Origin of the sequence: Oceanobacter sp. 5_MG-2023, assembly GCF_030548165.1 — a bacterium.
In the GTDB taxonomy this organism is placed as follows: Bacteria; Pseudomonadota; Gammaproteobacteria; order Pseudomonadales; family Oceanobacteraceae; genus Oceanobacter.
This window is the reverse complement of the sequence record NZ_JAUORS010000021.1, coordinates 25,905-50,884: the sequence shown is the minus strand read 5'-3', so window position 1 is coordinate 50,884 and position 24,980 is coordinate 25,905. Positions and strand designations below refer to the sequence as shown.

The window sequence follows — 24,980 nt, the reverse complement described above, 5'->3', positions numbered from 1 at the left end:
TCGTTAGGGCTGTTATTGCGCCGCGATAACACTGAACTCAACCAGAATCTCTGCCCGTGCCAGACGGGCTTCAACGCAGGCGCGTGCGGGTTTTTCAACGGTTGCAATCCAGCCATCGTAGACGGAATTCATGGCGGCAAAGTCTTTCATGTCGCGGATGTAAATCGTCACGGACAGCAGTTTGTCGCGACCGCTGCCCGCTTCTTGCAGCAGGTTATCGATCTTGAGCAGGCAGCGACGGGTTTGTTCCTTGATATCCCAGTCAATGTCGCCTGCGGTTTGGCCACACAGATAAACCGTGTGGTTATGTTTGACGATGCGGCTCATGCGTTCCGTACTTTGGATGCGTTCAATCTCTGACATATTTATGGCTCCTGGATAGCGCCGATCAGTCTATCGGCGGTGAGGTATAAGCGATGGGCGGGTGGTTGGCCGGAGTGGCTGTCAGACCTGCGGACGCTGGGCGATCGCCCCCTTGTTGATGCCTTCGTAGGCGCGTACCAGAATGTGCTGGCCGGGCAAACCGGTGGCAATGGTGCTGGCAAGGTGCTCGGCAATCAGCTCAACGGTGGTATCTGTGTTTATCAGGTAACACTGTGACTGCGGCAAGGTCAGCTCAAAATGCCCTTGCGGGGCGTCGTAGGCAAAGTGATAACGGTCCTTGTGCTGCCCGGTACCTTCACCTTCTTCCTGGTTGGCGACAAGGTCGGCGCTGGTGCCGATGTAAATATCCCGCCAGCGCTGCGCCCATTGCTGTTCCAGTTCGTCCGAACGTTCGCCATTACAAAAAATCTCGATCCGTGAGCGATGGCCGTGAGCGATACGCTGGCAGTTGCCGTTGTGCTTTTTAAGGCCGTGGCTGTAGTGGTAAAACGCCGAGTCGATACGCTCTGGTTCAAAGGTCAGTGTCAGTTGGTCGACGTTGACCGGGAAGCTGGCCTTGAGCTGTTCGCGACACCAGGCCGAAGTGCTGGTGGCGGTAATACAGTCTGTAGTGATCAGTGTGACGGCATCTGCCGGGCAGTCCAGTTCGATATCACCCTGATCTGCGTGCCAGGTCAGGGTGATGCGGCCATCGTGGCAATGGTACTCGAGACGGTCAGAGTGTGCCGGTACCAGCAAGCGGTGATCCAGCTGTTCATCAAGCCAGTAACGCAGCGTCTGTTTGACGATGCCAAAGTCGCAGACCATGCCTTGCTCGTCCAGAATGCCGTCCAGTATGACAGAGGCAAGCCAGGTTTCTCCAACCAGGCCGCGCTGGGCGTCCAGGTAGCTGAAATCGACATTGGTAAGCTGGTTTACGAACAGTTGCATAGATGGCGTCACCTCAAATTGGCCGGGCATTTTAGCCGAGTGCAACGCGCTCTGCATCCTTCGCGGTACAGTCATTGCCAGCTCCTTGTTGTGGCTGCTGACAATTCACTGTCTGGAATCGATAAATACTGACAATTCTGGGTTAGGGCGGGTCTGTTGGAGTGGCCAAAGCCTGCTATGATGACAGCCATTTTTCGGCTCGGGCGCTGGGATTGGCCGTGATGTCAGTTTCAACCATCGAGCCTGGTCAGACAAGTTAGGGTCAGATTACGTATGTACAAGCGTTATAGCGGGATGTTGGCGGGAACTCTGCTGGCGGTAGCTGGTTTGTCCGGATGTTCCGACAGCAGCAGCTCAAGTTCCACCGTGTCAGTCAAGGTCTGGGTCAACCAGGGCGATTTTGAGGATGCTTATATTTGGTCTACCTCAATCACCGAGGGCGGTCAGGTATCGGTCGATAGCGAAAGCCGCCTGAGCTATGCAGAATACGATCTGGAAGAAGACAGTGAAGTCACCATTACGATCTCAGCGGAAGAAGTCCAGCAATTCACTCTGATAGGCAAGGTTGAAGACACCGACTTTGATGTGACGGCAACCTCGCGCCTGTGCCAATGGATGGACGGCTGTGTTGACGGCGAGACCACCGTGGCCTTTGGTGAAAGCTACAGTGCGGTGGGTGAAATGTGGCGTACGGTGGCCTATGACCTGAACGAAGACGAACGGGTTCGCCTGACTCCCTTTACCGACCTGGCAGCAACACTGGCGTACGAACGTCAATACGTTGAGTCAACTGGTGAATGGGACGTAACGGGTTATTACTCCGCCTGGTCTGTGGTGCAATCGGTTTCCCAGTTGTCGCGCTTGATTGGAGTGGATGATATCCAGGTCACTCGCCCGGCAGACCTTACCCGGATAGATAACTGGAATGACAGTCAGGCCACCATGCTGGACCAGATTCGGTACGGCGCATTGGTTGCAGCCTGGAGTCATTTGGAAGAGAGCTATGACGGAGAAGACACGCTGGCAGCCGACGTAGGGGCCGACCTGGTCAGTAACGACGGCCAGTGGTTGCAGAGCGGCGACAGCCAGACCGTAAGTCTGGCAGAACTGCTGCAGTTGGCACGGGATAACCTGGATGCTCTGGAGGTTTCCGATACTACCGCAGCAACCTATGTTGCCACGGTTATCGCCACGCTGGATGCCGATATTGCCGAGCTGGAAGACGACGAGCTGACCGATATTATCCCCGAGACGATCGAAAACCTGGTTGGCTCCGATGATTACGAAGACTTTGAACTGGGCTTGCAGCGTACCAAGGCCTTTATCGAGACCCTGCGCACCTATGAAGACAGCTTCTTTGAAGACGGCTATCGGGAAGATGCCGATGCCTACGTGGATATGGTCAAGGCCATCGGCGAAGACAACGCTGATGAATTTCAGGCCTTGCTTGATGCCTATCTGGATACCTATGAACTTTACACCAGCTGTTACCTGAGCGCCGGTTGTCCATCGCAAGACAGCAGCATGACCTGGTTGACCAGTATCGACAGCTACGATGCATCTTCCGGCATACTCAAGCTTAACGATGGTGATATTACCGTCAGCCAGCGGGTCGCGGATGTAAACACCACCGACGACGATGACGAGCCAGACTCTTCCCATGCCATCGACGTACTGATTGTCGGAACCTATCAGCAAAATGATCTGATCTTCAACGTCGACCACTATTATGAAGACGACGACGATGATAACGACATCGAACGGCCATCAGCAGTACGGGTGTATTTCACCGATGAAGTCTCAGAACTGGCCGATAGCAGCAGTAACGAGATCATTGGCTATGAATTGCGCTGGGGCGACTTCGAGTTTTATGATCAGACCACCGAAGGCACCGATGACGAACTGGAATTTGACGGTTATTTCCGCCTGTTCTATCGGGGCGTACGTGATCCGCAAGATGATTCCTCAGAACTGCGCTTCAATATCGATACCGTGGTGATGGACAGCCGGGTATCAGACGAAATCAGCGGGGACGACGACGACGATGACGAATACGCCGACCTGTATATTGGTGCTGCGGCTTCCAACGCCTCCGAATATTATCCGGACGAAGTGTTTGCTCCTTTTACTGGCTTCTTTACCCCGAACAGCGGCACAGACTTCACCAAAGGCTCTGTCTCCAGTGACCTGCTGAGCTATGCCACCGGTACTGAAACCATCAGTGGCGAAGAAGTGGAATACCTCGATATTTATATCCCGCTGGGAGAGTCAATACGTTATCGCCTGTATCCAACCGTCGAGCGTGAAGACGAATACGATGCCGATGATGACGACGATGAAGATGAGCTGATTTACACCTACGACACCGAAGAGTGTTACCTGGAGCAAAACGGCAGCAGCTGGGAAGTGGACACCTGTGAACCAACCAGCCGTTATTATGGCGAAGCTGATTTCACCGATTACGTCAACGACCTGTGGGCCAGCGGTGCGCTGTCGCGTATCTCCATTGATGGGCGGGGCACCTACTTTGTTGAGTGGGCTGCCAACAGCTCCGACAGCAACGGCTGCCTGGTACTGGACGACCTCACCACCAGTGGTGAATCAATGGATGGTACTCTCTATGACCCGATGGTTCTGGGGCTGAACACACTCCGCCTGCAAACCTCGCTGGAACTGGATGACCAGCCAGATACCTTGCTGGATATATACGTCAACGCCCCCACCAGCGATGACTACCACATCTCGGCAGCGCTGTCCCATGACTACAGCAGCACCTCAAGCAACGGTTATGTAACAATCGGCAGTGGTTCGGATCTTGATCGTATCGTCCTCAACTATCGCACCGACTATACCTTTGAGACCACCGGCAGCCTGTCGATTTACAAGGATGGCGTCTCGCTGTCGCTGGACGATGGCACCACTGACACGGTAGACAGCACCTTGACGGTCTATCTGAATGCCTCCAACGATGTGGACCCATTGCCGTACACCTACTTGGTGAACGACGAAGGCGACTACGAACTCTGCGTGATATCTAACGAAGCGGAGTGGGATGAAAGCTACAGTTTCGACGACTCAACTTTCTACCTGAACTACCGTGATGTGGTGTACGGACGTATTGTCAAAGAAAATGGCACCTGGATCGTTCGCTATATCGACGGCACCTTCGAGACCTTGCAATAACCTCTGGTCTTGAATCAGCTACCCACCTTCTGTGTGGGTAGCTGGCTATTCCGACTGACCATACCAGCAGCCAAACTGTTCCGGGTGACATTGGTATCAGTTTTCCCGATGCGGCCAAGCGTCTGGGAGGGCGTATGTGTTTATATGGGTTAAGCAGTACTGCGACGCCCCCTGGTTCTGGCTCTTTTTTGTACCTGCATTCCAAGTCTTTGATTTTAAAGGGTTTGGGATTTATCTGAAAAATAGGGTGAAAACAGATAAAAGCAAGGAGTACTTTAACAACAAAAGGATATTGTTATTCTGTTGCAGTTCACTGCCGTACAGGCAGCTCAGAAAAATGATATACAAGCCGATGTTGAATGGCTGACGTTCACTGCCGCACAGGCAGCTCAGAAAAATATCTTGAAACCTGCCCAGGCAACCCCTTGGTTCACTGCCGCACAGGCCGCTCAGAAAATAGCGGCGGCCATGTCGCGGGCGTGAGTGTGGTGTTTCTGAGTGGTTTTGGGTTATTGGCGCTAACTACATATACACCACGGCATGGCACACAACCCGAAACGCAACGCCAATCAGGGCGCCATAAATTGCGGGTTTGGCGACGGCGGCGACGGGTTTTCCGGCGGATAGCAATATCGCAACGCCGGCAACATCGAGGGGGCAGAGCAGTAATCCAGCCAGCAGGTTGATTTGTTGTGGGCTGATAACGCCATTGGCGATCTGGTCCATGGCGATCCCCATCATGGCGGTGCCGCCAGCAATGTATTTGGTAATGGCCAGAACCAGGGTTTCGGGTGGGTAGCCAAGCATCAGGAAGAGCGGTGCCATGGCGGACTCCAGTAATTCGATGACACCGGTCAGTCGCACCAGGTTAACGGCGACCAGGGCGACGACGAGTAACGGCAAGGCACCAATGGCAATTTCCCAGGCGTCGCTGCCTGCGCGGCGTATCACGGCCATCATGCCGCGCGGGGGTTCGGTCTCGGGCATCAGGTCTTGTTCGTGGTTGAGTTCTTGCAGGCTGAGGTGGCGACCAAAGAGGTAGTAGGTGGCTGCGGCGGCGACCAGTCCACCTCCCAGTGCAATAAGCAGTGTGACGGGGATATTCAATCCGGCAGCGGCCATCGGGAACACCACATTGGCCTGGGCCAGTGCCAGCACCATGGCGAGGGTGGCGGCGATATGGCGCGGCGCAGAGCCGGTGCGGGCCATTACGGCCAGTGTGGCCAGCGGAGCGGCGAAGCTCACCATCATGACCTGAATCAGGGCGAAGACGCCAAGGCCTGTCAGGCCGAACGGCTTGAGCAGGGGGGCGGTAATCGAGACGATCCGGTTAAGCCAGCCGGTGGCTTCCATCCAGCGCATCAGGCTGAGCATCACAATCATAATGGGCAGTAAGACGAATAACGCCAGTTCGACGGCGGATTTGCCAGAGCTGAGTATCGTGGTGGCGATCTGATCCATGGGCTGTTCCTGAATGGCGATTGACCGGTCGCAGTAATAAAAAGCAGGTAGCGCCTGCGACTGGCGGTTATATCAAAGCGACGGCAGGCTATCGTACCGAAAGCAGGTCGTCGATATGTAGTGGCTGATAGTAGGATATTATTTTTATGGGCTGGCGCTGGGGCGGCTTGGCAGGTTGATCTGAGAGGTTGGTTCGCGTGGATGGCGTATCCGTGACGGCTTTGGCGGCGGTCACGGCTAATAGCGGAAAATATTCTCTCAGTGTCTGTTCAGTGACGGGTAATGTCGACGTTTACAACCAGGTGTCAATACAAGGCTCACGACAGGCAATTAATGTTCTGGCAAGTTGTGGAACAGGGTTTCCAGTAATTTGTTCAGGCGCTGGATCTGGGCTTCGCTCATGCCTTTGAAGCTTTCGCGGAACAGGTCGTGAGTGACCAGTTGGATATTTTCAATTGCCTGGCGACCTTCTTCGGTGATGGTCACTTCGGTGACTCGGCCATCGTCGCATTTTTGGCGGGTATCGACCAGGCCATCGTCTTTCATGCGGTAGACGGTTTTGGTGACGGTGGGCAATTTGGCAACGGCATGAATGGCGATTTCAGAAATGCTCGAGGTGCCTTCTTCCTTGAGGATAAAGAGGATACGCCAGCGTGGAATATCCAGTTTGATTTTTTTCAAGGCCTTTTCCATCGCCAGTACATAACGGCCATGAACCCGGGCGAGCCAGTAAAACGGGAAATCTTCTTTGTGGAAGTCTTCGCTGGCAGGATTGTAACGCTGACTGCGGGGTGATCGGGTCGGTTTGGTCATTCTTGCTCTCGGGCAGAGGTTCGGGGGCATAAATTCGCCAGAAACTGTACAAAAGTTTTACATGAACAGTCAATGAATCTGGAAGCGAAACCCGACAGTCCCCGAGCATACTGTGCACGGTCATGACTTTGTCGGGTTGGCACCTGCTGCCATGGTGGCTTTGGCAGGGCCAGACGTGTGGTAAAAAAAAGAAAGCACCACCACCGATAAAGGAAGGAGGGAGGTAAACAGAGTGCTTCCTTTTTATCCGGCAGCTATTGGTTATGAGAAACCGGATAAAAAGAAGACGACTCTGTGGTGGTGCTTTCAAAACGGTGAGGCCCGGCTGGGGGTATTACCAGCTTGGGCCTTTTTCGGCTTCCATTTTACGAACCATGGCGTCGAAGAATTTTTTGGCAAAGCCACTGTCTTTGATCAGCATCTGGGTCAGGTCGGCACAGCGCTGACTGATGGACTCTTCCAGCAGGTTGTCTTCACCTCCCAGTGCCCCGGCGGTGACTTGAATCTCGGCAGCGCGCTGGACAGTCCAAAGCAAGAACAGGGTGCGTTCAATATCCATTTCGCCCACGGCGATGCCATGGTTACGCAAGACCAGTATGTGTCTGTCACCAAGGCTGTCGAGCATGCGGCTACGCTCTTCCGGAAACAGGGTGATGCCTTCAAAGGCGTGGTAGCCAACGCGACCAAACAGCTGGGCACCGTAAAAATCGTTGTGGGTAAAGCCGATTTTTTTCTGGGCGATGGCAGACACTTCATTGGTGTGGGTATGAATCACGCAGTGGATGTCATCACGGGCGCCATGGATAGCGCCATGCAAGGCAAAACCTGCGGGGTTGGCGTCGTAAGGGGAATCATCCAGCTTGTTGCCGTCGACACCTACCTTGATCAGGTTGGCCGGGGTGATTTCGGTGTAGTTGAGGCCAAACGGGTTTACCAGGTAACAGTCATCCTGATCCATCAAGCGGGCTGAAATATGGTTAAAAATGGACTCAGTCCAGCCAAAAAAATCGATCAGATGGTAGCAGTGAGCCAGTTTGACACGCAGATCCCATTCGCTGTCGCTGATGTTGTCTGGGTGGATCATTTGCTGCTTCATAACATATTTCCTTCGTGATTCTACGGTCGTTAATATTCAGATAGTTGTTGATGGCTATCGGTGGATCAAGCGTTACGCTGCTGTTGGGACAAAAACTCGGCCAACGCCAATATATGGCGTGTGGTGGGCATATCGATGCCGGTTTTTTCGGCAACCTCTACGACTGCGTGGCCGATGGTGGCCAGCTCCAGCGGTGCTCCGGCTTCGAAGTCTTGCAGCATGGAGGTTTTGATGGCGCCCATGCCGGTGCCCATTTCCATAATGGATTGTGGGTCAAAACGAACCCGGGCACCGTGGGATGCGGCGGCAAGCAAGGTTTCGTCCAATACGCGTCGCACCAGTGGTTGCAGCTGCGGATCGGAGTAGAGTTGCTCCAGCGTGGCACCACTGATGACCGACAACGGGTTGGAGGTCAGGTTGGCGATGACCTTGGTCCATATCTGGTCGCGAATATTGTCTGTGCTGCGGGCTTCGATACCGGCGTGTTCGATCAGTTGCCGGATGCGTTCCAGGCGGTCGGTCAACTGATGGGTGATTTCTCCGATGATCATCAAGTGCGGGTTGGCCGCGTTGACGATGCCGGGGGCAGTACGGGTGGCGGTAATAAACACCACGCAGCCAATCAGGTGCTGTTGAGGCACCAACCGGTTCAGCTCGCCGTCGGGATCAATGGCCTTGATCGGGTCGTTGGCAAACCGGCTTTCGATGCCTCGGAAATACCACCAGGGCAAACCGTTCACCACAGGAATCACCACGGTGTCGGGGTGAAGCATCGGCTGTATTTGAGCGAACACAGCACCAAGAGCAGGGGCTTTGGTGCATACCAGAATCAGGTCTTGCGGCCCCAGGGCTTCGGCAGACTCGCTGGCGTGGACACTGACTGTGTGCTCGCCATCGAGATCGTTCAGCCGGATACCGTGGTGTTGCAGCTGCTGCAGGGTTGCCCCACGAGCCAGAACATTCACTGGCTGCCCGGAAGCCGCGATACGAGCGGCGAGGGTGCAGCCGATCGCGCCGGCACCGGCAATACAGATGCGCATAACATACTTCCCGTTCAAAATGGATAGAGTGGCCCACCTGCGCGGGCCTTGAGACTATCAGGTGTTAGCTGGAGAGCAATTCCTGATGCTTGCTGGCCAGACCCAAATAGGCATCGATCACGCGTGAGTCGTTGGCCAGTTCGGCGGCCGGGCCGTGCATGGCAACCTGACCTCCTTCCAGAACATAGGCGTAATCGGCGACTTTCAGCGCGGCGCGGGCGTTTTGTTCCACCAGCAGGATCGATACACCCTGACGCCGCAAGTCGGCAAAGATGCGGAAGATCTCTCGGGTGATCAGTGGTGCCAGACCAAGGCTGGGTTCGTCCAGCATCAGCAAGCGGGGTTTGGCCATCAAGGCGCGACCGATAGCCAGCATCTGCCGCTCACCTCCGGACAGTGTGGCTGCCAGTTGGTGACGACGCTCCCACAGGCGAGGGAAAAGACTGTAAACCTCTGACTGGGTGGTTTCATAACCGGTATCGCCTCGGCGATAGCGTTGAAAGGCTCCCAGCAACAGGTTGTCGGCGACGGTCATGGTGCCAAACAGCTCGCGTTTCTCTGGCACCAGGCCGAGGCCTTTGCCGACCAGGGTCTCGACTTCTGGCACGGTGTACACCGTGCCATCAAAGTTCATGTTTCCCTTGGAGGGCAGGATGCCCATGATGGCCGATAGCAGCGTGGTTTTACCGGCACCGTTGGGGCCAATCACGGTAACAATCTGGCCTTCACCGACGGTAACATCGACGCCGGTGAGGGCTTCGACATTGCCGTAAGAAACGCGCAGCCCCTGAACATCCAGCACTTTGTTGGCGACGTTGTTAGCAACCTTGTTGGTGACGTTATGCGATACAGGGTTAGACATCAGTCAGCTCCTCCCAGGTAGGCTTCCAGTACAGCAGGATTGGTCTGGATTTCTTCCGGCAGACCTTCGGCAATTTTCTGACCGAATTCCATGACCACAATGCGATCCACCAGACCCATAACGAAGTCCATATCGTGTTCGACCAGCAGGATAGCCATGCCTTCACCGCGCAGTCGGGTGAGCAGTTCCGCCAGTGCCTGCTTCTCCAGATAACGCAACCCGGCGGCGGGTTCGTCGAGCAGCAGCAGGCAAGGGTCGGCACACAGGGCACGGGCAATTTCGAGAATGCGCTGTTGTCCCAAGGCCAGGCTACCGGCTTCTTCATTCAGGTAGTCACCCAGACCCACCCGTTCCAGTTGGCGAGCGGCTTCTTTGAGCAAGCTGCCTTCTTGCAGGCGTTCCATATGCAGGGAAGAGCGAACGACGCCGTTTTCACCACGCAAGTGGGCACCAATGGCAACGTTTTCCAATACCGTCATGGTGGGCAGCAATTTGACGTGCTGGAAGGTGCGGCTCATGCCCATTTTGGCCACTTCGCGGGAGTTGCTGCCGGACAGGCTTTTACCCTGGAACAGCACTTCCCCGGAGGTGGGCGTATCAACTGCCGACAACTGGTTGAACATGGTGCTTTTACCTGCGCCGTTGGGGCCGATCAGCGCCAGAATCTCACCGGCATGCACTTGCAGGCTCATTTCGTTATTGGCTACCAGGCCACCAAATTTACGGGTGACATTGCGCGCTTCGAGAATCAGATCACCTGAGTTGGGCAGAGTACGGCGGGCCAGCTCTGGTGACGCGTCGGTACCGGCGAGCAGGTCACGCTTGGGTTTGAAAGCCACCGGTGCCCACTTCATCAGGATGGGCCACAGGCCGCCCGGAGAGCGCTGCATCATAAAAACAATCAGCAAGCCAAATACAATGTGATCGTACTGGCCGTCGCTGCCGAACAGTACCGGCAGCCAGTCTTGCAGCCATTGTTTCATCATGGTCAGAACGCCAGCTCCCAGCAAGGCACCCCAAACCGAGGAGATACCACCGATCAGCGCCATAAACAGGTAGTCGATCCCCATGGTCAGGCCAAAAGGAGATGGGTTTACAAACCGTTGGTTGTGGGCGTAGAGCCAGCCCGAAATCGCGGCCAGCAAGGCAGAAATAACAAAGGCCACCAGTTTTGAGCGGAAGGTATTGACGCCCATGGACTCAGCCATCAGCTGACCTCCTTTCAAGGCACGAATGGCACGGCCTTCACGGGAGTTCAGCAGGTTCTGTACCAGCCAGATAGCGGCCAGCAGCACGACCCAGATCAGGTAGAAAATCTTTTCTCCCTTATCCAGCGTCAGGCCGAACAGTTCAATGGCAGGCAAACCACTGATACCGGAATGGCCTCCCAATGATGACAGCGTACCGAACAGGTAGTAGATAGAGATACCCCAGGCAATGGTGCCCAGTGGCAGGTAATGTCCGGACAACCGCAGGGTCATGGCACCCAGTAGCAAGGCTACCAGGCCGGTCAGTATCAGGCCTGCCAGCAAGGCCAGCCAGGGCGAACCGGATGCCCATTCAAGCCAGCTCGGTAACTGCTGGGTCGCGGTCAGATAAGCGCTGGTGTAAGAGCCGAGGCCAACAAATGCCGCCTGACCAAAACTGGTCATGCCACCGACACCCGTCAGTAAGACCAGACCTAACACCACCAATGCGTACAGACCGATGTAGTTCATCAGGGTGATTTGATACACCGGCATAATCATGGGAGCAAAGGCGACCAGCAGCAGGAAAACCACCAGAATGCTACGGGATTGGATATTGCTTAATTGGAAATTGAGGGATTTCATTCGTCGTCCTCCACATGATGACTGGTCAGAGAACGCCACAGCAAGAATGGGATAATCAGTGTGAAGACGATAATTTCTTTATAGGCGCTGGCCCAGAACATGGAAAAAGCTTCTACCATTCCGACCGCGACGGCACCAATGGCTGCTACCGGGTAACTCACCAGGCCACCAATAATGGCGCCGACAAAACCTTTCAGGCTGATGATAAAGCCGGAGTCAAAATACAGCGTGGTGATCGGGGCGATCAGAATACCCGATGACACACCAATAAAGGCGGCCAGGGCAAAGGTTGCCTTACCGGCGAAGTCCGGAGAGATACCCATCAGGCGGGCACCCATCCGATTGACTGCGGTGGCTCGTAAGGCCTTGCCATACAGCGTGCGTTCAAACGCAAGGAACAGGGATACGATCAGGATAATGGACACCAGGATTACCCACAGGGTCTGGCTTTTCAGCATCACCGGCCCCAGCGACAGAGCAGTATCTGTGAACGGCTGGGTGCGGGCACCTTCAGGGCCAAACAGCAACAAGCCAACACCCACCATGGCAACGTGTACCGCGATTGAAACAATCAATAACACCAGTGGTTGGGCAGAGGCGATCGGCTGGAAGAAAATCCGATACATTACCGGGCCGATAGGTACCAGCAGCAACATGGTCAGCAAAGCCTGGGCAAACATCGGGATTTGATCCAGTGTCAGGCTGTGCATCAGGATCACCAGGCCAGCGGCGTAACCCAGTTTCAGTCCAATAATTTGTAGTTTGCGTGTATCAAAACCGCGCTCACGCATTGCCCAGGCATCCAGGGCACTATCGAGCAGGGTCAGTCCCAGCAAGACCCACATCAATGCTGTCGGCTCACCGGCTTGAAAAGACGCCATCGTCAGGGCGCCGAACGTGACAAATTCGCCCAGCGGAATCAGCAAAATCCGCGTTACGGTAAATACTAAAATAATAGACAGAGCCAATAACGCATAGATGGCTCCATTGGTTACGCCGTCCTGGCCAAGCAGTACAGCAATTTGAAAATTCATTATTTCCAGTTCCTTAAAGGCAACGGCCCAACAGAAAAAATCACAGCGTTGCCGCAGCATGCTGTCACAGGATTCGGTCGTCGTCGGTACAAGGTTGGGGTCAAGCCACCCGGCAGCAGCTGCCGGGGTCTTCACGGTCAATAGAGAGTTATAGCAGTTTCCAGTCACCGTCCTTGACGGTAATCATCACGCGGCCGCGCTCGTCAAAGCCACTGTGATCTTCAGGCGTCATGTTGTAGACACCTTGAGTACCAGGCATTTCCTTGGTTTTTTCCAGCGCGTCACGCAATCCGGCACGGAATTCCGGAGTACCTGGCTTGCCTTTTTCCAGAGCGGCGGGAATGGCATTTTTCAACAACAGGCCAGCATCATAGACGTTGCCACCAAAGGTAGCAGGAGGGTTGCCATAAATACGGGTATAGGTGTCGACGTAGTGGGTCGCTGTCTCTTTTGCGGCACTGTCTGGCACTTCATCCAGTACCAGCATCATGCTGGCGGCCAGAATGGTTCCTTCCGTTGCCTTGCCGCCCAGGCGCAGGAATGGATCCAGTGCCGCACCGTGAGTCTGGTAGATCTGGCCTTTATAACCTTGATCTTTCAGCGTGGTTTGCGGCATCACAGAAGAGCTGCCAGGGGCGGCAATCAGTACGGCATCCGGGTTGGTCATCAAGACTTTCAGGCTTTGACCCGTCATGGACGTATCCTGGCGCTGGAAACTCTCGGTCGCAACAATCTTGATACCAGCCTTGGAGGCCAGGCCAGACATAACGTTTTCCCAGTTTTCACCGTAAGGATCGGCTGTGCCGATCAGGCCAAGGGTTTTAACCCCTTCCTTTTGCATTTGCTCAATCAGAGCGGCGGCAATCAGATCATCATTCTGAGTGGTTTTGAAAACCCATTTTTTCTGTTCTGTCATTGGCAGCACTACTGCGGCAGTACCGACAGGAGCCAGCATTGGCGTGCCGGATTCGGCAGCAAACTGGATCACGCCCATGGCGGCGGCGGAACCACTTGGCCCAATGATGGCGTCCACTTTTTCTTCATCGATCAGCTTTTTGAAGGCTTTAACGGCTGCTGTTGGATCACTGCTGTCATCGAGAGAAATGTACCGGATTTTTTCACCGCCGGCGGAGTCTGGCAGCAATGCAACGGTGTTCTTTTGTGGAATACCCACCAGCGCGATCGGCCCGGTTGCCGATGTCACTACGCCAATCTTGATATCGGCTTGAGCCGCGTTAAACCCCAGTGTTGCGCCAACCAGCAGTACAGGAAGTAATTTCTTGGACAGCATGATGATCTCCGTTTAGGTGCAAGGCTGTTTTGAATGAGTGGTTACCGTGGTTAACGGAACCTTGTTGCCTTGCAGGCTGAGTAATGAATCGAACCCGTTGGGAACGACTGACTGGAGATAGCCTAGCAGTGACTGTGCCAATTTCGTATCGGCATCATGGCTGGACTGTACGACTGTTCGGTAAATCCAGCCCATTAAACATGGCTCAACGGTGTTGGTTTCGCGTCCTTGAAACGCTCTGGATTCCCCGAAAACACTAGACTTTTCAAGTTTTTTTGGCGGTTTTGGCTTTGTCTTTTTGGATCACAAACAAATTAAAAAATAATCTAATAAATTCTTTTTTTAGCTGCTTTATTAATGGAAATGGAATGTTTGTCGGAGGCTCATTTGTGGGGCCTGAGTGGGAATAAACTACCCATTTATTTTGTATTTCCTTGTAATTTTTATTAAAAAATCCATACAAAACAATAAGTTAGTGATATTTTTTTGACTAATTGAGTATTTTTTGAACAGTGTGAATTTTTGACCCAGATCAGTGCATTATTAAAAAACACGTCCATTTTTGTGCATTGAAATTTAATTGAAATTTCAATTGACAGTGTGTCTGTTTTTGGGCGATTTTAAAAAACGCAACGGGGCACGAGTGTATCTCGGCCAATTTTTACGGATAAACAGTTACGCAGCATGAAGACTCCACCAGGTCTGTTTGCGGCTGTCGAGTCAGGAACTGGCTCAGTCCATTATTAACAGGAGACCAGAGAATCATGGCTGGATATCAGATCGACAAGTCCCTCTGGGGAGGGCCTGCATTCGATGAACTGCTGACCGACATACGCCAGCGCCGCCAGGAATTCGAAGACCAACAGTACGTTTCGCAAGACATTGTTGAGCGTTTTCGCAGTATTGGTGTTTACCGCGCCATGGTGCCGAAAGCCTTGGGTGGTGATGAGCGTAGCCCGACCGAGTTTTTGCAAATGGTTGAAGCCATTGCGGCCGCTGATGGTTCTGCCGGATGGGTGGCCAGCTTTGGTATGAACCCGGCCTACCTGGCGGCATTGCCGGTAGAAACGATCGACAAGGTGTGGGCAGAAGGCCCGGATGTGGTATTTGCAGGTGGTATTTTCCCGACGCAGCCGGCCCAAAAAGTAGAGGGTGGTTACCGGGTCTCTGGTCGCTGGAAGTTTGGCAGTGGCTCCATGGGGGCATCCTTGATCGGTGTTGGTATCCAGCCTGATGCCGGCGAACCGCTGCCACGCATGGCAGTCATGCCAGCCGACCAGGTGACGATTGAACCCAACTGGGATGTTATCGGCATGGTTGGCACCGGCTCCCACGACATGGTCGTCAATGATGTATTTATACCAGAAGAATGGACGTTCGTTCGTGGCGGCAAACCCAATATCGAATCCGATTTCTTTGCATATCCAAGCCTGTCATTTGCCGCCCAGGTTCTGTCTGTCACCACGGCTGGCCTGGCTCGGGAAGCACTTGACGTGGTTCAGGCCATGGCTGCCGGACGTAAATCGGTGACCGGTGCACCGAATCTGGGTGAGCGTGAATATGTCCAGATTGAAGTTGCCAAGGCCGAAGCCAAATTGCGCTCTTCACGAGCCTTTTTCTATGAAGTGACGGAAGACACCTGGGAGACCATCCAGCGGGGTGAAAAGCCGTCCCGTGAACAGGTCAGCCTGATCCGTCTGGCAACCAGTCACCTGACCCATGAATGTGCCGAGGCAGTTCGTATTGCCTATCAGGTGGCAGGCATGACCAGCACCTATACCGATCACCCGTTATCACGCATTTTGCGGGATTCGATGATGGCGACTCAACACGCCTTTATGGGCGCAATTACTTTCCGTAATGCCGGTGCCATTTTCTTCGGACACGACCCGTATCCGGGTTATTTGTAACACCTGTTAGAACATCGTAACCGACTGAATTAACCGCCAGGAGCTACACATTATGAGTGATAAAAAACCCCTCCGCGTACTGTTTTGCATGGGTATCAACCAGAATTTCATGGATGCCCCCAGAGAAGAGCAACTCGATGTTTGGGCTGCCTTTGGTGAAATGTGGAACGGCATTCATGACATGGATGGTGTGACCGTGATCGGCAACATGGACGACGACCAAAGCATGGTTGGCCCATCATCCGGCTACCCATGGACAACCTACCTGATGGCCGATGTGGCTGATTACGACACCGTCGTTGCCTGCTGCAACCTGTTCCGCAGCACCGCTGTTGGCGAGACGCCTTACAAACTGTGGCGTTACGCCAAAGTGGAAGCGCGTACCGGTCGTGAACTGATCGTACAACGCAGCTGAGGTCGCCGGAATGAATGAAATTGACGTGTTGAAAGAGCGTTTGCAGGCACTGGAAAGCGAGCGAGATATCCGGGCTTGCATCAACCGCTATATGGCGCTGTGTGATGAGTTGTCGTTGCAGACCCCAATGGATGAGCTGGGTGACTTGTTCACTGAAGACGCTGTTTGGGAAGGCAAAGGCAAGCGTTACGCCAATAGCTTTGGTGGTTTCCAGGGCCGTGATGCCATCGTAACCATGCTGGGAAGTTACGCTTCCGAGCCGCCGCATTTTGCTCTTAACGTTCATTTCCTGACTTCCGAGCTGATCGTGGTGGAGCGTGATCATGCGCATGCCAGCTGGAACATGCTGCAAACCTCCACTTTTGCCAGCGGCGCATCGCACCTTAACAGTGCCCGCCTGGATGTGCGCTTTAAACAGCAAGAAGGGCGTTGGCGCATCGCCCATTTCCAGACAGAGAATCTGTTCAGCCGACCGGTGGATCATTGGCAAAGCGACGAGCCGCTGCCAGTGCCGGAAAAATAACCCGGCCATGACCGCAGCTATAACGACCACGCAACCGGCAATAGAACCGTGCGCCACACCGGCCAACAACCAGAGATGACGACAATGAGTGAATTGATTGAACTACAAGATATCAGCCTGAAAGCGGCAGATATGGTCGAAGAAGGACGTGTCCACAAGTCACTGTACTCCGACCCGGAAATTTTCGAAGAAGAACTGGATAAAGTGTTTAACAACACCTGGGTGTTTGTTGGCCACGAAAGTGAAGTGCCGGATTCGGGCAGCTTCAAAACCTCGTTTGTTGGTCGTCATCCAGTGATTCTGACCCGCGATCGCAAAGGCAACCTGCACGTGCTGCAAAACCGCTGTCGCCACCGCGGTGCCACTGTGTGTGAAGGCCGCAAAGGCAAAACCAAGGCGTTGACCTGTCCATATCATGGTTGGGGTTATGGCCTGGACGGTTCACTGCGGGCACTGCCAAAACCTGAAGAATACGACGGCGTTTTCGACAAAAAAGACATGTCGCTGGAAAGCCTGCGCTTTGAAACCTATCAGGGCATGGTGTTTGCCACCTTCAAGGACGACATTGAGCCGCTGGTGGATTTCCTTGGTGGCGCCAAAAAATGGATCGACCTGTTTGCCAAACAAGGCGGCGGTTATCCAATGAAAGTCCTGGGAGAACACCGTTTCAACTTCCCGGGTAACTGGAAAATCCAGCTCGAAAATACCACCGATGCGTACCACTTCCCGATTGTACACAAGTCTTTCGTCAGCTCTCTGGACGATGCAACAGCCGATATTTTCGACTTCCTGGATGGTGAGGGTTTTGTGGAAGACCTCGGCCATGGTCACAGCGTGATGGTGATGATCCCTGAACTGGTGGATCTTGAAGCCGACCTGGATCAGCCAATTCCTGCCCGTTTCGAAGCTCTGGCAGCGGAGCTGCGTGAAGAAGGCAAATCCGAAGATGAAGTGAAAAAACTGGTGCGTGCAGCACACGGTACCGGCTTCAACCTCAACCTGTTCCCGAATGTGTCGTGCTCCATGGCGTTTTTCCGCGTCCTGCGTCCTGTCAGTGTGGGCGAGACCGAAATCCAGCACGTTGCACTGGGTGGTGAAGGTGCGCCTCAGGCGTTTAACCGCAAACGCATGCGCTTGCACGAACACTTTCAAGGTCCGATGGGCTTTGGTACGCCAGATGATGGCGAAGCATGGGAGCGGGTACAGAAGGGCTCTCAGTCCGGTAAAGATGGCTGGATTCTGGTGAACCGGGGCATGACCAGGCTGCGGACTTCGGTTGATGGCAACCCACAAGGTGCCGTCTGTTCTGAAACCGGTATGCGTGGTGCGTATCAGCAATACAAGAAAATGATGGCTGCTGGCAGCACAACCAACACTGCGCCGGCAGAGGAGAAGTAAGCGATGAAATCCAATACCGAATTACTCGCCAAAGTCACCGAGTTTATTGGCTACGAAGCCGACCTGCTGGATCACAAAGGCTATCAGGAGTGGTTGTCGCTGTGGACGGACAGCGGTCTGTATATCGTTCCGACCGATCTGAATGAAACCGACTACCTCAACACCCTGAACCTGGCGCTGGACGATGCGGACATGCGCCGTATGCGAGTCGCACGCCTGATTAATGGTGAATCGGTTTCTGCTGATTCCGTGGGTTACACCGTTCGTATGATGTCCCGTATTCGTGTACTGGAAGCCAGCGATGACGTTGTGGTTGCCCGTTGTGCCATGACGCTGAACGAGCTGCGGCACGGCAAGTTGGTGACTTATCCAGCCAATATTGAATACCGCCTGGTTCCGACGGATGAAGGCTTTCTGGTTGATCGGAAAGTGGTGAAATTGCTGCATGCCGACGGCTTCTTGCGCACGGTCAGCTTTATTTTCTAACGACTGTCAGGGCGGCATGCCGCCCTGATTGCGTTTGATGCTGTTAAAGCCGTTAAAAGCCATTTGAAAACCGTGTGACAGTCGCTTGTAAACAAGCAACCAACCGACAGTAACAAGCAGTACCGAGGAGAAATTCATGACCGTATCAACACAGGTAGCACTGGTCACTGGCGCCGCGCAGGGGCTGGGCAACCACATCGCCAGGCGTCTGCATGGCGCGGGTTACAACGTCGTTTTGAGTGATATCAACCTGGATGCCGCTCAAGCCGCCGCCCGCGAACTGGATGCCAGTGGCGATACCGCCATGGCGGTTGTTCTCAATGTGGCCAACAAAGGCGACTTCGAGAGTGCCCTGGCTGCCGTACTGGAGCAATGGGGTGCCTTGCACGTGCTGGTAAACAATGCCGCCGTGACCCGGGCGACGCCGCTGATGGATATCTCTCTCGAAGAATTTAATGAGGTCGTCAATATCAACCTCGGCGGCACCTTTGCCGGTTGTCAGGTGATTGGCGGCTATATGGCCAGCCAGGGTTATGGGCGTGTGATCAATATGTCGTCGCTGGCCGGGCAAAACGGCGGCACCTCAACCGGCGCCCATTATGCCGCGTCCAAGGGCGGCATCCTGACCCTGACCAAGGTGTTTGCCAAAGAACTTGCCGCTGGCGGCGTCACCGTTAATGCCATTGCGCCAGGGCCGATCGATTCACCCATGGTGAAGGCGCTGGTGCCTGCTGAGCGCTTGCCTGGCCTGCTGGCCAATATTCCGGCGGGCAAGCTTGGTGATGCTGACTTTATTGGTGACATGGTCGTGCAGCTGGCACGCCCCGAAGCCTATTTCACCACGGGAACGACCTGGGATGTGAACGGTGGCCTGTTTATGCGGTAGTCGCCAGGCGCTGATTCCGGTCAGCGCCACGGCGCCGCATAAATCCGCACGATCACCCGATTCAGCCCGCCACTTTGTGGCTGCACAGTAGAAGAAACGCCGGTATTGACCGGATGGAGATAGCGTATGACAGACGAACTCTTGACCGTCGTGGTTCGCAAGCGCGAACAACACGCCGCAGGCGTAGTTGCCCTGGAGCTGGTCGACCCGCAAGGCCAGCCATTACCGGCGTTTGAAGCCGGTGCCCATATTGACCTGCACCTGGGTGATAACCTGATTCGTCAGTATTCCCTGTGTAATGACCCGGCCGACAACAGTGCGTATCGCGTTGGTGTCTTGAAAGACCCGAATTCCCGCGGTGGTTCGATCGCCGTTCACGAACGGTTGCTGGAAGGCACCGAGCTGCAAATCAGCGCGCCTCGCAACCTGTTCCCGTTGGCGGCTACCGACGGTCGTTCGATTCTTGTTGGTGGTGGTATCGGTGTAACGCCGATGATCGCCATGGCGTATGCCCTGCACGCCGCAGGCAAGCCGTTTGATTTGTGGTATTGCGGTCGCTCGCGCAGTAGTTGTGCCTTTGTTGATGATCTGCTGAATAGCGTTTTTGCCGATCGGGTGCACCTGCATTTTGACGATGAACACGACGGTGCCGGTGTCGATCTGGATCGGGTGTTTGATGGTGCCGATGACAGTAGCCATATGTACACCTGTGGCCCTGCCGGGTTTATGGAATGGGTGATGGCCAGTGCCGCCAGCAAAGGCTTTGCCGACGAACGCATTCACAAGGAATTTTTCCAGGTCGAGGTTGAAACCGGTGGCAGCAGCTTTGAAGTGTATGCCGAAGCCAGTGACATCACCGTGACTGTTGGCGAAAACCAGAGCATTGCCCAGGCACTGACCGAAGCCGGTCTGAAGGTCAGGGTATCGTGTGAGCAGGGTACCTGTGGCACCTGTTTGTGCGATGTCATCGAAGGCATTCCGGATCACCGCGATGTGTTCCTGACCGACGAAGAAAAAGAGGACAACGACCAGATGCTGCTGTGTTGTTCGCGCGCCAAATCCCCACGTCTAGTACTCGACATCTAACTACCATTAGAGGAGCCATACCATGGTCGATATTCAATTATTCCGCAATGGCATGTCGTTGCTGGGTGGAGCTGTCACCGTCATCACTACCGATGGTGACGCCGGGCGCTTCGGCTTTACCGCCACCGCCGTCAGCAGTGTCACCGACGAGCCACCGACCTTGCTGGTTTGCATGAACCGCAATTCCTACGCTCATGAACATTTCAAAACCAATAAGACGTTGTGCGTCAACGTGCTGACCGGCGAGCACCAGGGGGTTTCCTGGGATTTTGCCAACCGCGAACTGACCAGCGAAGAACGTTTTGCCAAGCACCACTGGAGCTGTCTGAAAACCGGTGCTCCGGCACTGGATGAAGCGCTGGTGAACTTTGATTGCGTGATCCACGAGAGCCATGAAATGGGCTCCCACACCGTATTTTATTGCCGCATTGCTGATGTACGCATCGGTAATGCAGATGACGGTCTGGTGTATTTCAACCGGGCTTACCATTGCTTGAATGACAAATCGGTTGCGTCTTGAGTGTACGTGACCTTGCGATTTTTTGTGCAGTAATCGAGTAACCCATAACAAGAACGCGGCAGGGATTTGACCGCGTCGGCAACAGGGGGGCGACAGAGCGCAAGACGTTCTGTTACCAGGCGAGTAAGGCCGGTTTCTTCACCGCAAGGGAAGGAGTGGCCGGTACAACCACACGCCAGCAGTCACTGGTACTCAATGAAAAGCAGAAGGGAACATATAATGAAACAAAGCAATCTGTGTAAAGCCGGAATCGTACTGTCAGCCGTGACGGGATTGGCTCTGCCAACCACCGCTCTGGCGGATTTTGTTGCGGACAGCACCGTTAAACTGGACCTGAAAAACTTTTATCTGACTCGTAGCTACGATACTGACGCCGACGACGTGGGTAGCTGGTCTCAAAGTGGCGACCTGCAGTTCACCTCCGGTTATACCGACACGACCATTCAGGTGGGTCTGGATGCGTCTTCCCAGTTGGCCTATATCATGAGTGCCGATGGTAACGATGGTTCTGTGCCTATCCACGCTGACGGTGAAGCGCCAGACACTTATGGTCGTACCGGTGCCACGTTCAAGGCCAAATACTCCAAAAGCGAACTGACCATTGGTGATCATCGTCCGCATCTGCCGATCGCCTGGGATGACACCAGCCGTCAGCTGGATACCATCTATGAAGGTGCGATGCTGCAGTCCAGGGAGATTGACGGACTGACGTTGACCGCTGGTCGTTACTGGTCTGTGGTAACCCGTGAATCGTCCGACAAGGAAGGCATGTCCATTTTCTTTGGTAACGATGACGAACGTTCCGATGGCCTGGACTTTTTTGGTGCCAGCTATGACGTTAACAAAGCGTTGAACGTGACCTACTTCCTGGGGACGTTGAACGACTACTACAAGCAACAGTACGCTGGCCTGACCTACAAAACCCGCTTCGGCGATGTGGGTTCGCGCACCGACGTGCGTTTGTTCCGCGTCAGCGATGACGGTGAAGCCCGCAATGGCGAATACGATACCCAGGCATTTGGTGTACGTGAGTCGTTGAGCATGGGTAATCACGCGGTGATGATTAACTATCAGAAGATGAACAACGACAAGTTCTTCCCAACCCTGAATGGTTATATCCCGCAGCCTTATCTGGTGCAGTGGTCAAACCTGGCGTTTGTTCGTCCAGACGAAAAATCCCTTGGTTTGGTGTACATGTATAACGCCAAAGACACCTTGCCAGGCCTGAAAGTGTTCGCCCGTATGATCAAGGGTACGGACATTGATGTGGGCGATTTGACGGATGAAAATGAAACCGAGAAAAACCTGTACGTGACCTACAGCCTGCAGGAAGGTGCATTCAAAGGACTGACGTTTGATGTACGCGGTATCTTTATCGATCGCAGCTTTGCCGCTGGATACGATGAGTATCGGGTAACCACTACCTATACTGTTAACTTCTGAGCCTTGATGCCGGGCTGGCTGTGATTGCCACAGACAGTCCGGCAGTGGCGAACCACTATGGCTATATCAATAACAAGGCGACTGAGCCTGGCTATCACGCTGCTGGGATGTTTGGTGTTGTATGCGACCAGCGTCCGGGCGGCAGTTTCTTCTCATGTCATAACGTTTACGACCGTGACCATGTCCGACCAGCAATTGTTGCGGGGCAAGGGTGGCGAGCAGGCCGGTATCGTCGGTGCTTTAAGACTGCCACCAGGTGACAACAATCCGGTGGTGATCCTGCTGTACGGTGCCAGTGGCTATACCTACGAACTGCAAGACTGGGTTGAGTTACTGAATCAACGGGGTATCGGCACCTTTATGGTCGACAGTACCAACGGCCGGATTGAGTCCACCAGCAGTCTGCGGCGGATGGCACTGATTCGGGATGCCTACGCGGCGCTGGCACAGCTGGCAAAATATCCGGGTATTGACCCCAAACGTATCGGACTGATTGGCTTTACGCAGTCCGGGCAGGCGACCCTGTACGCAGGCATGGAACGGATGCAATCCTTGTACGGACAGGCGGGCTTGTCGTTTGCTGCCATTGCGGCGTTTTATCCTGATTGCAGTTTTCAATATCGTGAAGACGACAAGCTGATACAGGCACCAATCCGGATTTACCACGGTGCCAATGATCAGGTGAATGCGGTCGACCAGTGCCGTGATTACGTCAGTCGCAGCGCCAGTACCGGAGCCAATATCCAGATTACCAGCTATCCGGATGCCGGACATGCGTTCGACCTGGTCCACTCGGAAAAGATTCGTAGTGGCCTGGAACGCTCATTACGGGATTGCACGATTCGGGAGGGCATCAAGGGCATCTTGCTGAATCAGGCAACGGGCCGGATGTTCCGCATGGGCGATGAGTGTGTCCAGCCATCGGGGCCGTGGGTTTATAACCCTGCTGCTGCCAGCGATGTACGGCTGAAGCTTCCGCAATTTTTCACGCAGGTCTTCGATCTTGAAGAGCCGGTGCCTGCAGCACGGGTGGCGACTCACTAGTCGCCTTGGCCAGACCAGACAGGAAGCCGACCATGCGACGGTATTACCGCGGTTATGATCCGCAACGTATTCTCAGTGTGGCCGAAATGGCCTATGTAGCCCGCCATCGGCTGCCTGGTTTTGCCTGGGAATATCTGCAAGGTGGCGCGGAAGACGAAAGCACTTTGCAATGTAACCGGAGTGCTTTTCAGCAGTACCGTTTGCACAGCAAAACATTGGTTCCGAATGACCCGCCCATATTGGCTGGCTCACTGGTTGGCTCGGCCAGCCAGCTGCCGCTGGCCATTGGCCCCAGTGGTTTTAACGGCATGTTGTGGCCCAATGCGGATGTCGAACTGGCGCGTGCAGCCACTGCGCATGGCGTGCCCTTTACGCTCAGTACGGTTGCCAACGCCTCCCTGGAGCAGGTTCGCCAGCAGGTCCCGGATGCCGATCTCTGGTTTCAACTCTATGCCTTGAAAGACCCGTCGCTGGAGCAGGATTTGCTCCAGCGGGCCTTAAAAGCCGGATGCTCAACGCTGGTGGTAACCAGTGATGCCCTGGTGGTTGGTAATCGTGAGTGGGACCGGCGCAATTTTGCTTCGCCACGCCAGCTGACCCTGGCCAACAAGCTGAATGTCTTGACCCGTCCTGGCTGGTTGTGGCGGGTGATGGTGCCCGCAGGCCTGCCGACCATGGGTAATCTGAATGCCTATTTGCCGGATGGTGAGCGCACGGCATTGGGTGCCATGCAGTTTATCGCCGAGCAACTGGATACCCGACTGGACTGGCAGCGGTTGGCGGCGATTCGTGCCAACTGGCCCGGCAAGATGATTCTGAAAGGCGTGCTGCATCCGGACGATGCGCGGATGGCAATCAGTCTCGGTCTGGATGGGGTGGTCGTCAGCAATCATGGTGGCCGCCAGCTTGACGGGGCAAGCAGCAGTCTGGACGCTCTGGCGCGTATTGCGCCGGTTGTTGATGGTCGTATCAGTCTGTTGCTGGACGGTGGGGTACGGCGTGGCACCGATATTATCAAAGCGCTGGCGTTAGGGGCTGAAGGCGTTTTGCTGGCTCGTACCACCTTGTATGGCGTGGCAGCTTATGGGGGTGCCGGGGTGGATCGGGTCTTGACGATTGTTCAGGAAGAACTCGGGCGATCGCTGAACCTGATGGGATGCCGGGGCATTACGTCTCTGGATCGTCGCTGGTTACTGGCACAAGGTGATTCGCAGTAAAGGACAATCTGAGCCATCCGACCCTTGCCGGGCGTAAACATGGCGTCTTGCCATACCGGCAGGGAACGTCTGTGCCAGACTGGAGCCATAATAAAAAAACAGAGAAGCATAGGTTATGACTGCAAC

The 24,980-nt window shown here is 54.4% G+C and carries 22 protein-coding genes; 12 read left to right on the top strand and 10 right to left on the bottom strand.

The genetic code is table 11. The features are described 5' to 3' along the window. Positions 1-12: 12 nt before the first annotated feature. Positions 13-363 (bottom strand): RidA family protein, encoded by a 351-nt coding sequence (locus tag Q4551_RS13370; protein WP_303434358.1) that lies wholly within the window; start codon positions 361-363, stop codon positions 13-15. 81 nt (positions 364-444) lie between these two features. Beyond that, positions 445-1,314, bottom strand: a complete 870-nt coding sequence (locus Q4551_RS13365; protein WP_303434357.1) for a 6-carboxytetrahydropterin synthase — start codon at positions 1,312-1,314, stop codon at positions 445-447. 273 nt (positions 1,315-1,587) lie between these two features. Between Q4551_RS13365 and Q4551_RS13360 the strand changes: the two genes are divergently transcribed. Then, positions 1,588-4,497, top strand: a complete 2,910-nt coding sequence (locus tag Q4551_RS13360; protein WP_303434356.1) for a hypothetical protein — start codon at positions 1,588-1,590, stop codon at positions 4,495-4,497. A 522-nt stretch (positions 4,498-5,019) separates the two neighbouring features. Here the strand turns inward: Q4551_RS13360 and Q4551_RS13355 are convergent. The 8 genes from Q4551_RS13355 to Q4551_RS13320 form a co-directional block, all read right to left on the bottom strand. Continuing rightward, on the bottom strand, positions 5,020-5,958 hold the full coding sequence (locus Q4551_RS13355; protein WP_303434355.1) for a nucleoside recognition domain-containing protein: 939 nt from the start codon (positions 5,956-5,958) through the stop codon (positions 5,020-5,022). A 330-nt stretch (positions 5,959-6,288) separates the two neighbouring features. Continuing rightward, entirely contained in the window at positions 6,289-6,771 is a 483-nt protein-coding gene (locus Q4551_RS13350) for a MarR family winged helix-turn-helix transcriptional regulator (RefSeq protein WP_303434354.1), read from the bottom strand. 334 nt (positions 6,772-7,105) lie between these two features. Next, positions 7,106-7,867 (bottom strand): class II aldolase/adducin family protein, encoded by a 762-nt coding sequence (locus Q4551_RS13345; RefSeq protein WP_303434352.1) that lies wholly within the window; start codon positions 7,865-7,867, stop codon positions 7,106-7,108. 65 nt (positions 7,868-7,932) lie between these two features. After that, the gene (locus tag Q4551_RS13340) at positions 7,933-8,907 is read right to left on the bottom strand and encodes a ketopantoate reductase family protein (RefSeq protein ID WP_303434351.1); all 975 of its coding nucleotides are present in this window, start codon (positions 8,905-8,907) and stop codon (positions 7,933-7,935) included. A 64-nt stretch (positions 8,908-8,971) separates the two neighbouring features. Next, on the bottom strand, positions 8,972-9,769 hold the full coding sequence (locus Q4551_RS13335; RefSeq protein ID WP_303434350.1) for an ABC transporter ATP-binding protein: 798 nt from the start codon (positions 9,767-9,769) through the stop codon (positions 8,972-8,974). After that, positions 9,769-11,601, bottom strand: a complete 1,833-nt coding sequence (locus tag Q4551_RS13330) for a branched-chain amino acid ABC transporter ATP-binding protein/permease (RefSeq protein ID WP_303434348.1) — start codon at positions 11,599-11,601, stop codon at positions 9,769-9,771. Before Q4551_RS13330 ends, Q4551_RS13335 begins: the two co-directional genes overlap by 1 nt. After that, positions 11,598-12,635 carry a branched-chain amino acid ABC transporter permease gene (locus Q4551_RS13325; protein WP_303434347.1) on the bottom strand — a complete coding sequence of 346 codons (1,038 nt, stop codon included), beginning with the start codon at positions 12,633-12,635 and terminating at the stop codon, positions 11,598-11,600. The genes Q4551_RS13330 and Q4551_RS13325 overlap by 4 nt, the downstream gene beginning before the upstream one ends. A gap of 148 nt (positions 12,636-12,783) precedes the next feature. Then, positions 12,784-13,926, bottom strand: a complete 1,143-nt coding sequence (locus Q4551_RS13320; protein WP_303434345.1) for an ABC transporter substrate-binding protein — start codon at positions 13,924-13,926, stop codon at positions 12,784-12,786. A gap of 764 nt (positions 13,927-14,690) precedes the next feature. Between Q4551_RS13320 and Q4551_RS13315 the strand changes: the two genes are divergently transcribed. The 11 genes from Q4551_RS13315 to Q4551_RS13265 all read left to right on the top strand — a co-directional run bounded on the left by Q4551_RS13315 (position 14,691) and on the right by Q4551_RS13265 (position 24,854). After that, the gene (locus Q4551_RS13315; protein ID WP_303434344.1) at positions 14,691-15,836 is read left to right on the top strand and encodes an acyl-CoA dehydrogenase family protein; all 1,146 of its coding nucleotides are present in this window, start codon (positions 14,691-14,693) and stop codon (positions 15,834-15,836) included. 52 nt (positions 15,837-15,888) lie between these two features. Continuing rightward, positions 15,889-16,251 (top strand): IacB protein, encoded by a 363-nt coding sequence (locus Q4551_RS13310; RefSeq protein ID WP_303434342.1) that lies wholly within the window; start codon positions 15,889-15,891, stop codon positions 16,249-16,251. A gap of 10 nt (positions 16,252-16,261) precedes the next feature. Continuing rightward, entirely contained in the window at positions 16,262-16,774 is a 513-nt protein-coding gene (locus tag Q4551_RS13305; RefSeq protein WP_303434340.1) for a nuclear transport factor 2 family protein, read from the top strand. Between the two features lie 84 nt (positions 16,775-16,858). Beyond that, on the top strand, positions 16,859-18,172 hold the full coding sequence (locus tag Q4551_RS13300; RefSeq protein WP_303434338.1) for an aromatic ring-hydroxylating dioxygenase subunit alpha: 1,314 nt from the start codon (positions 16,859-16,861) through the stop codon (positions 18,170-18,172). A gap of 3 nt (positions 18,173-18,175) precedes the next feature. After that, the gene (locus tag Q4551_RS13295) at positions 18,176-18,658 is read left to right on the top strand and encodes an aromatic-ring-hydroxylating dioxygenase subunit beta (RefSeq protein WP_303434336.1); all 483 of its coding nucleotides are present in this window, start codon (positions 18,176-18,178) and stop codon (positions 18,656-18,658) included. Between the two features lie 136 nt (positions 18,659-18,794). Further along, positions 18,795-19,544 (top strand): SDR family NAD(P)-dependent oxidoreductase, encoded by a 750-nt coding sequence (locus Q4551_RS13290; protein WP_303434334.1) that lies wholly within the window; start codon positions 18,795-18,797, stop codon positions 19,542-19,544. 126 nt (positions 19,545-19,670) lie between these two features. Further along, on the top strand, positions 19,671-20,630 hold the full coding sequence (locus tag Q4551_RS13285; protein ID WP_303434333.1) for a PDR/VanB family oxidoreductase: 960 nt from the start codon (positions 19,671-19,673) through the stop codon (positions 20,628-20,630). Positions 20,631-20,652: 22 nt separating this feature from the next. Continuing rightward, on the top strand, positions 20,653-21,150 hold the full coding sequence (locus tag Q4551_RS13280) for a flavin reductase (RefSeq protein WP_303434332.1): 498 nt from the start codon (positions 20,653-20,655) through the stop codon (positions 21,148-21,150). Between the two features lie 219 nt (positions 21,151-21,369). After that, complete coding sequence (locus Q4551_RS13275) at positions 21,370-22,593, top strand: OprD family outer membrane porin (protein ID WP_303434330.1); 1,224 nt, start codon at positions 21,370-21,372, stop codon at positions 22,591-22,593. Positions 22,594-22,650: 57 nt separating this feature from the next. Next, complete coding sequence (locus Q4551_RS13270; RefSeq protein WP_303434329.1) at positions 22,651-23,637, top strand: dienelactone hydrolase family protein; 987 nt, start codon at positions 22,651-22,653, stop codon at positions 23,635-23,637. Between the two features lie 32 nt (positions 23,638-23,669). After that, positions 23,670-24,854: an alpha-hydroxy acid oxidase gene (locus Q4551_RS13265; RefSeq protein ID WP_303434328.1), complete on the top strand. Its 1,185-nt coding sequence runs from the start codon at positions 23,670-23,672 to the stop codon at positions 24,852-24,854. Positions 24,855-24,980 lie beyond the last annotated feature (126 nt).

What these genes read in the sequence shown, in the direction of transcription:
- Q4551_RS13370 (WP_303434358.1), bottom strand. Translation starts at nt 363, where the DNA reads ATGTCAGAGATTGAACGCATCCAAAGTACGGAACGCATGAGCCGCATC.
- Q4551_RS13365 (WP_303434357.1), bottom strand. Translation starts at nt 1,314, where the DNA reads ATGCAACTGTTCGTAAACCAGCTTACCAATGTCGATTTCAGCTACCTG.
- Q4551_RS13360 (WP_303434356.1), top strand. Translation starts at nt 1,588, where the DNA reads ATGTACAAGCGTTATAGCGGGATGTTGGCGGGAACTCTGCTGGCGGTA.
- Q4551_RS13355 (WP_303434355.1), bottom strand. Translation starts at nt 5,958, where the DNA reads ATGGATCAGATCGCCACCACGATACTCAGCTCTGGCAAATCCGCCGTC.
- Q4551_RS13350 (WP_303434354.1), bottom strand. Translation starts at nt 6,771, where the DNA reads ATGACCAAACCGACCCGATCACCCCGCAGTCAGCGTTACAATCCTGCC.
- Q4551_RS13345 (WP_303434352.1), bottom strand. Translation starts at nt 7,867, where the DNA reads ATGAAGCAGCAAATGATCCACCCAGACAACATCAGCGACAGCGAATGG.
- Q4551_RS13340 (WP_303434351.1), bottom strand. Translation starts at nt 8,907, where the DNA reads ATGCGCATCTGTATTGCCGGTGCCGGCGCGATCGGCTGCACCCTCGCC.
- Q4551_RS13335 (WP_303434350.1), bottom strand. Translation starts at nt 9,769, where the DNA reads ATGTCTAACCCTGTATCGCATAACGTCACCAACAAGGTTGCTAACAAC.
- Q4551_RS13330 (WP_303434348.1), bottom strand. Translation starts at nt 11,601, where the DNA reads ATGAAATCCCTCAATTTCCAATTAAGCAATATCCAATCCCGTAGCATT.
- Q4551_RS13325 (WP_303434347.1), bottom strand. Translation starts at nt 12,635, where the DNA reads ATGAATTTTCAAATTGCTGTACTGCTTGGCCAGGACGGCGTAACCAAT.
- Q4551_RS13320 (WP_303434345.1), bottom strand. Translation starts at nt 13,926, where the DNA reads ATGCTGTCCAAGAAATTACTTCCTGTACTGCTGGTTGGCGCAACACTG.
- Q4551_RS13315 (WP_303434344.1), top strand. Translation starts at nt 14,691, where the DNA reads ATGGCTGGATATCAGATCGACAAGTCCCTCTGGGGAGGGCCTGCATTC.
- Q4551_RS13310 (WP_303434342.1), top strand. Translation starts at nt 15,889, where the DNA reads ATGAGTGATAAAAAACCCCTCCGCGTACTGTTTTGCATGGGTATCAAC.
- Q4551_RS13305 (WP_303434340.1), top strand. Translation starts at nt 16,262, where the DNA reads ATGAATGAAATTGACGTGTTGAAAGAGCGTTTGCAGGCACTGGAAAGC.
- Q4551_RS13300 (WP_303434338.1), top strand. Translation starts at nt 16,859, where the DNA reads ATGAGTGAATTGATTGAACTACAAGATATCAGCCTGAAAGCGGCAGAT.
- Q4551_RS13295 (WP_303434336.1), top strand. Translation starts at nt 18,176, where the DNA reads ATGAAATCCAATACCGAATTACTCGCCAAAGTCACCGAGTTTATTGGC.
- Q4551_RS13290 (WP_303434334.1), top strand. Translation starts at nt 18,795, where the DNA reads ATGACCGTATCAACACAGGTAGCACTGGTCACTGGCGCCGCGCAGGGG.
- Q4551_RS13285 (WP_303434333.1), top strand. Translation starts at nt 19,671, where the DNA reads ATGACAGACGAACTCTTGACCGTCGTGGTTCGCAAGCGCGAACAACAC.
- Q4551_RS13280 (WP_303434332.1), top strand. Translation starts at nt 20,653, where the DNA reads ATGGTCGATATTCAATTATTCCGCAATGGCATGTCGTTGCTGGGTGGA.
- Q4551_RS13275 (WP_303434330.1), top strand. Translation starts at nt 21,370, where the DNA reads ATGAAACAAAGCAATCTGTGTAAAGCCGGAATCGTACTGTCAGCCGTG.
- Q4551_RS13270 (WP_303434329.1), top strand. Translation starts at nt 22,651, where the DNA reads ATGGCTATATCAATAACAAGGCGACTGAGCCTGGCTATCACGCTGCTG.
- Q4551_RS13265 (WP_303434328.1), top strand. Translation starts at nt 23,670, where the DNA reads ATGCGACGGTATTACCGCGGTTATGATCCGCAACGTATTCTCAGTGTG.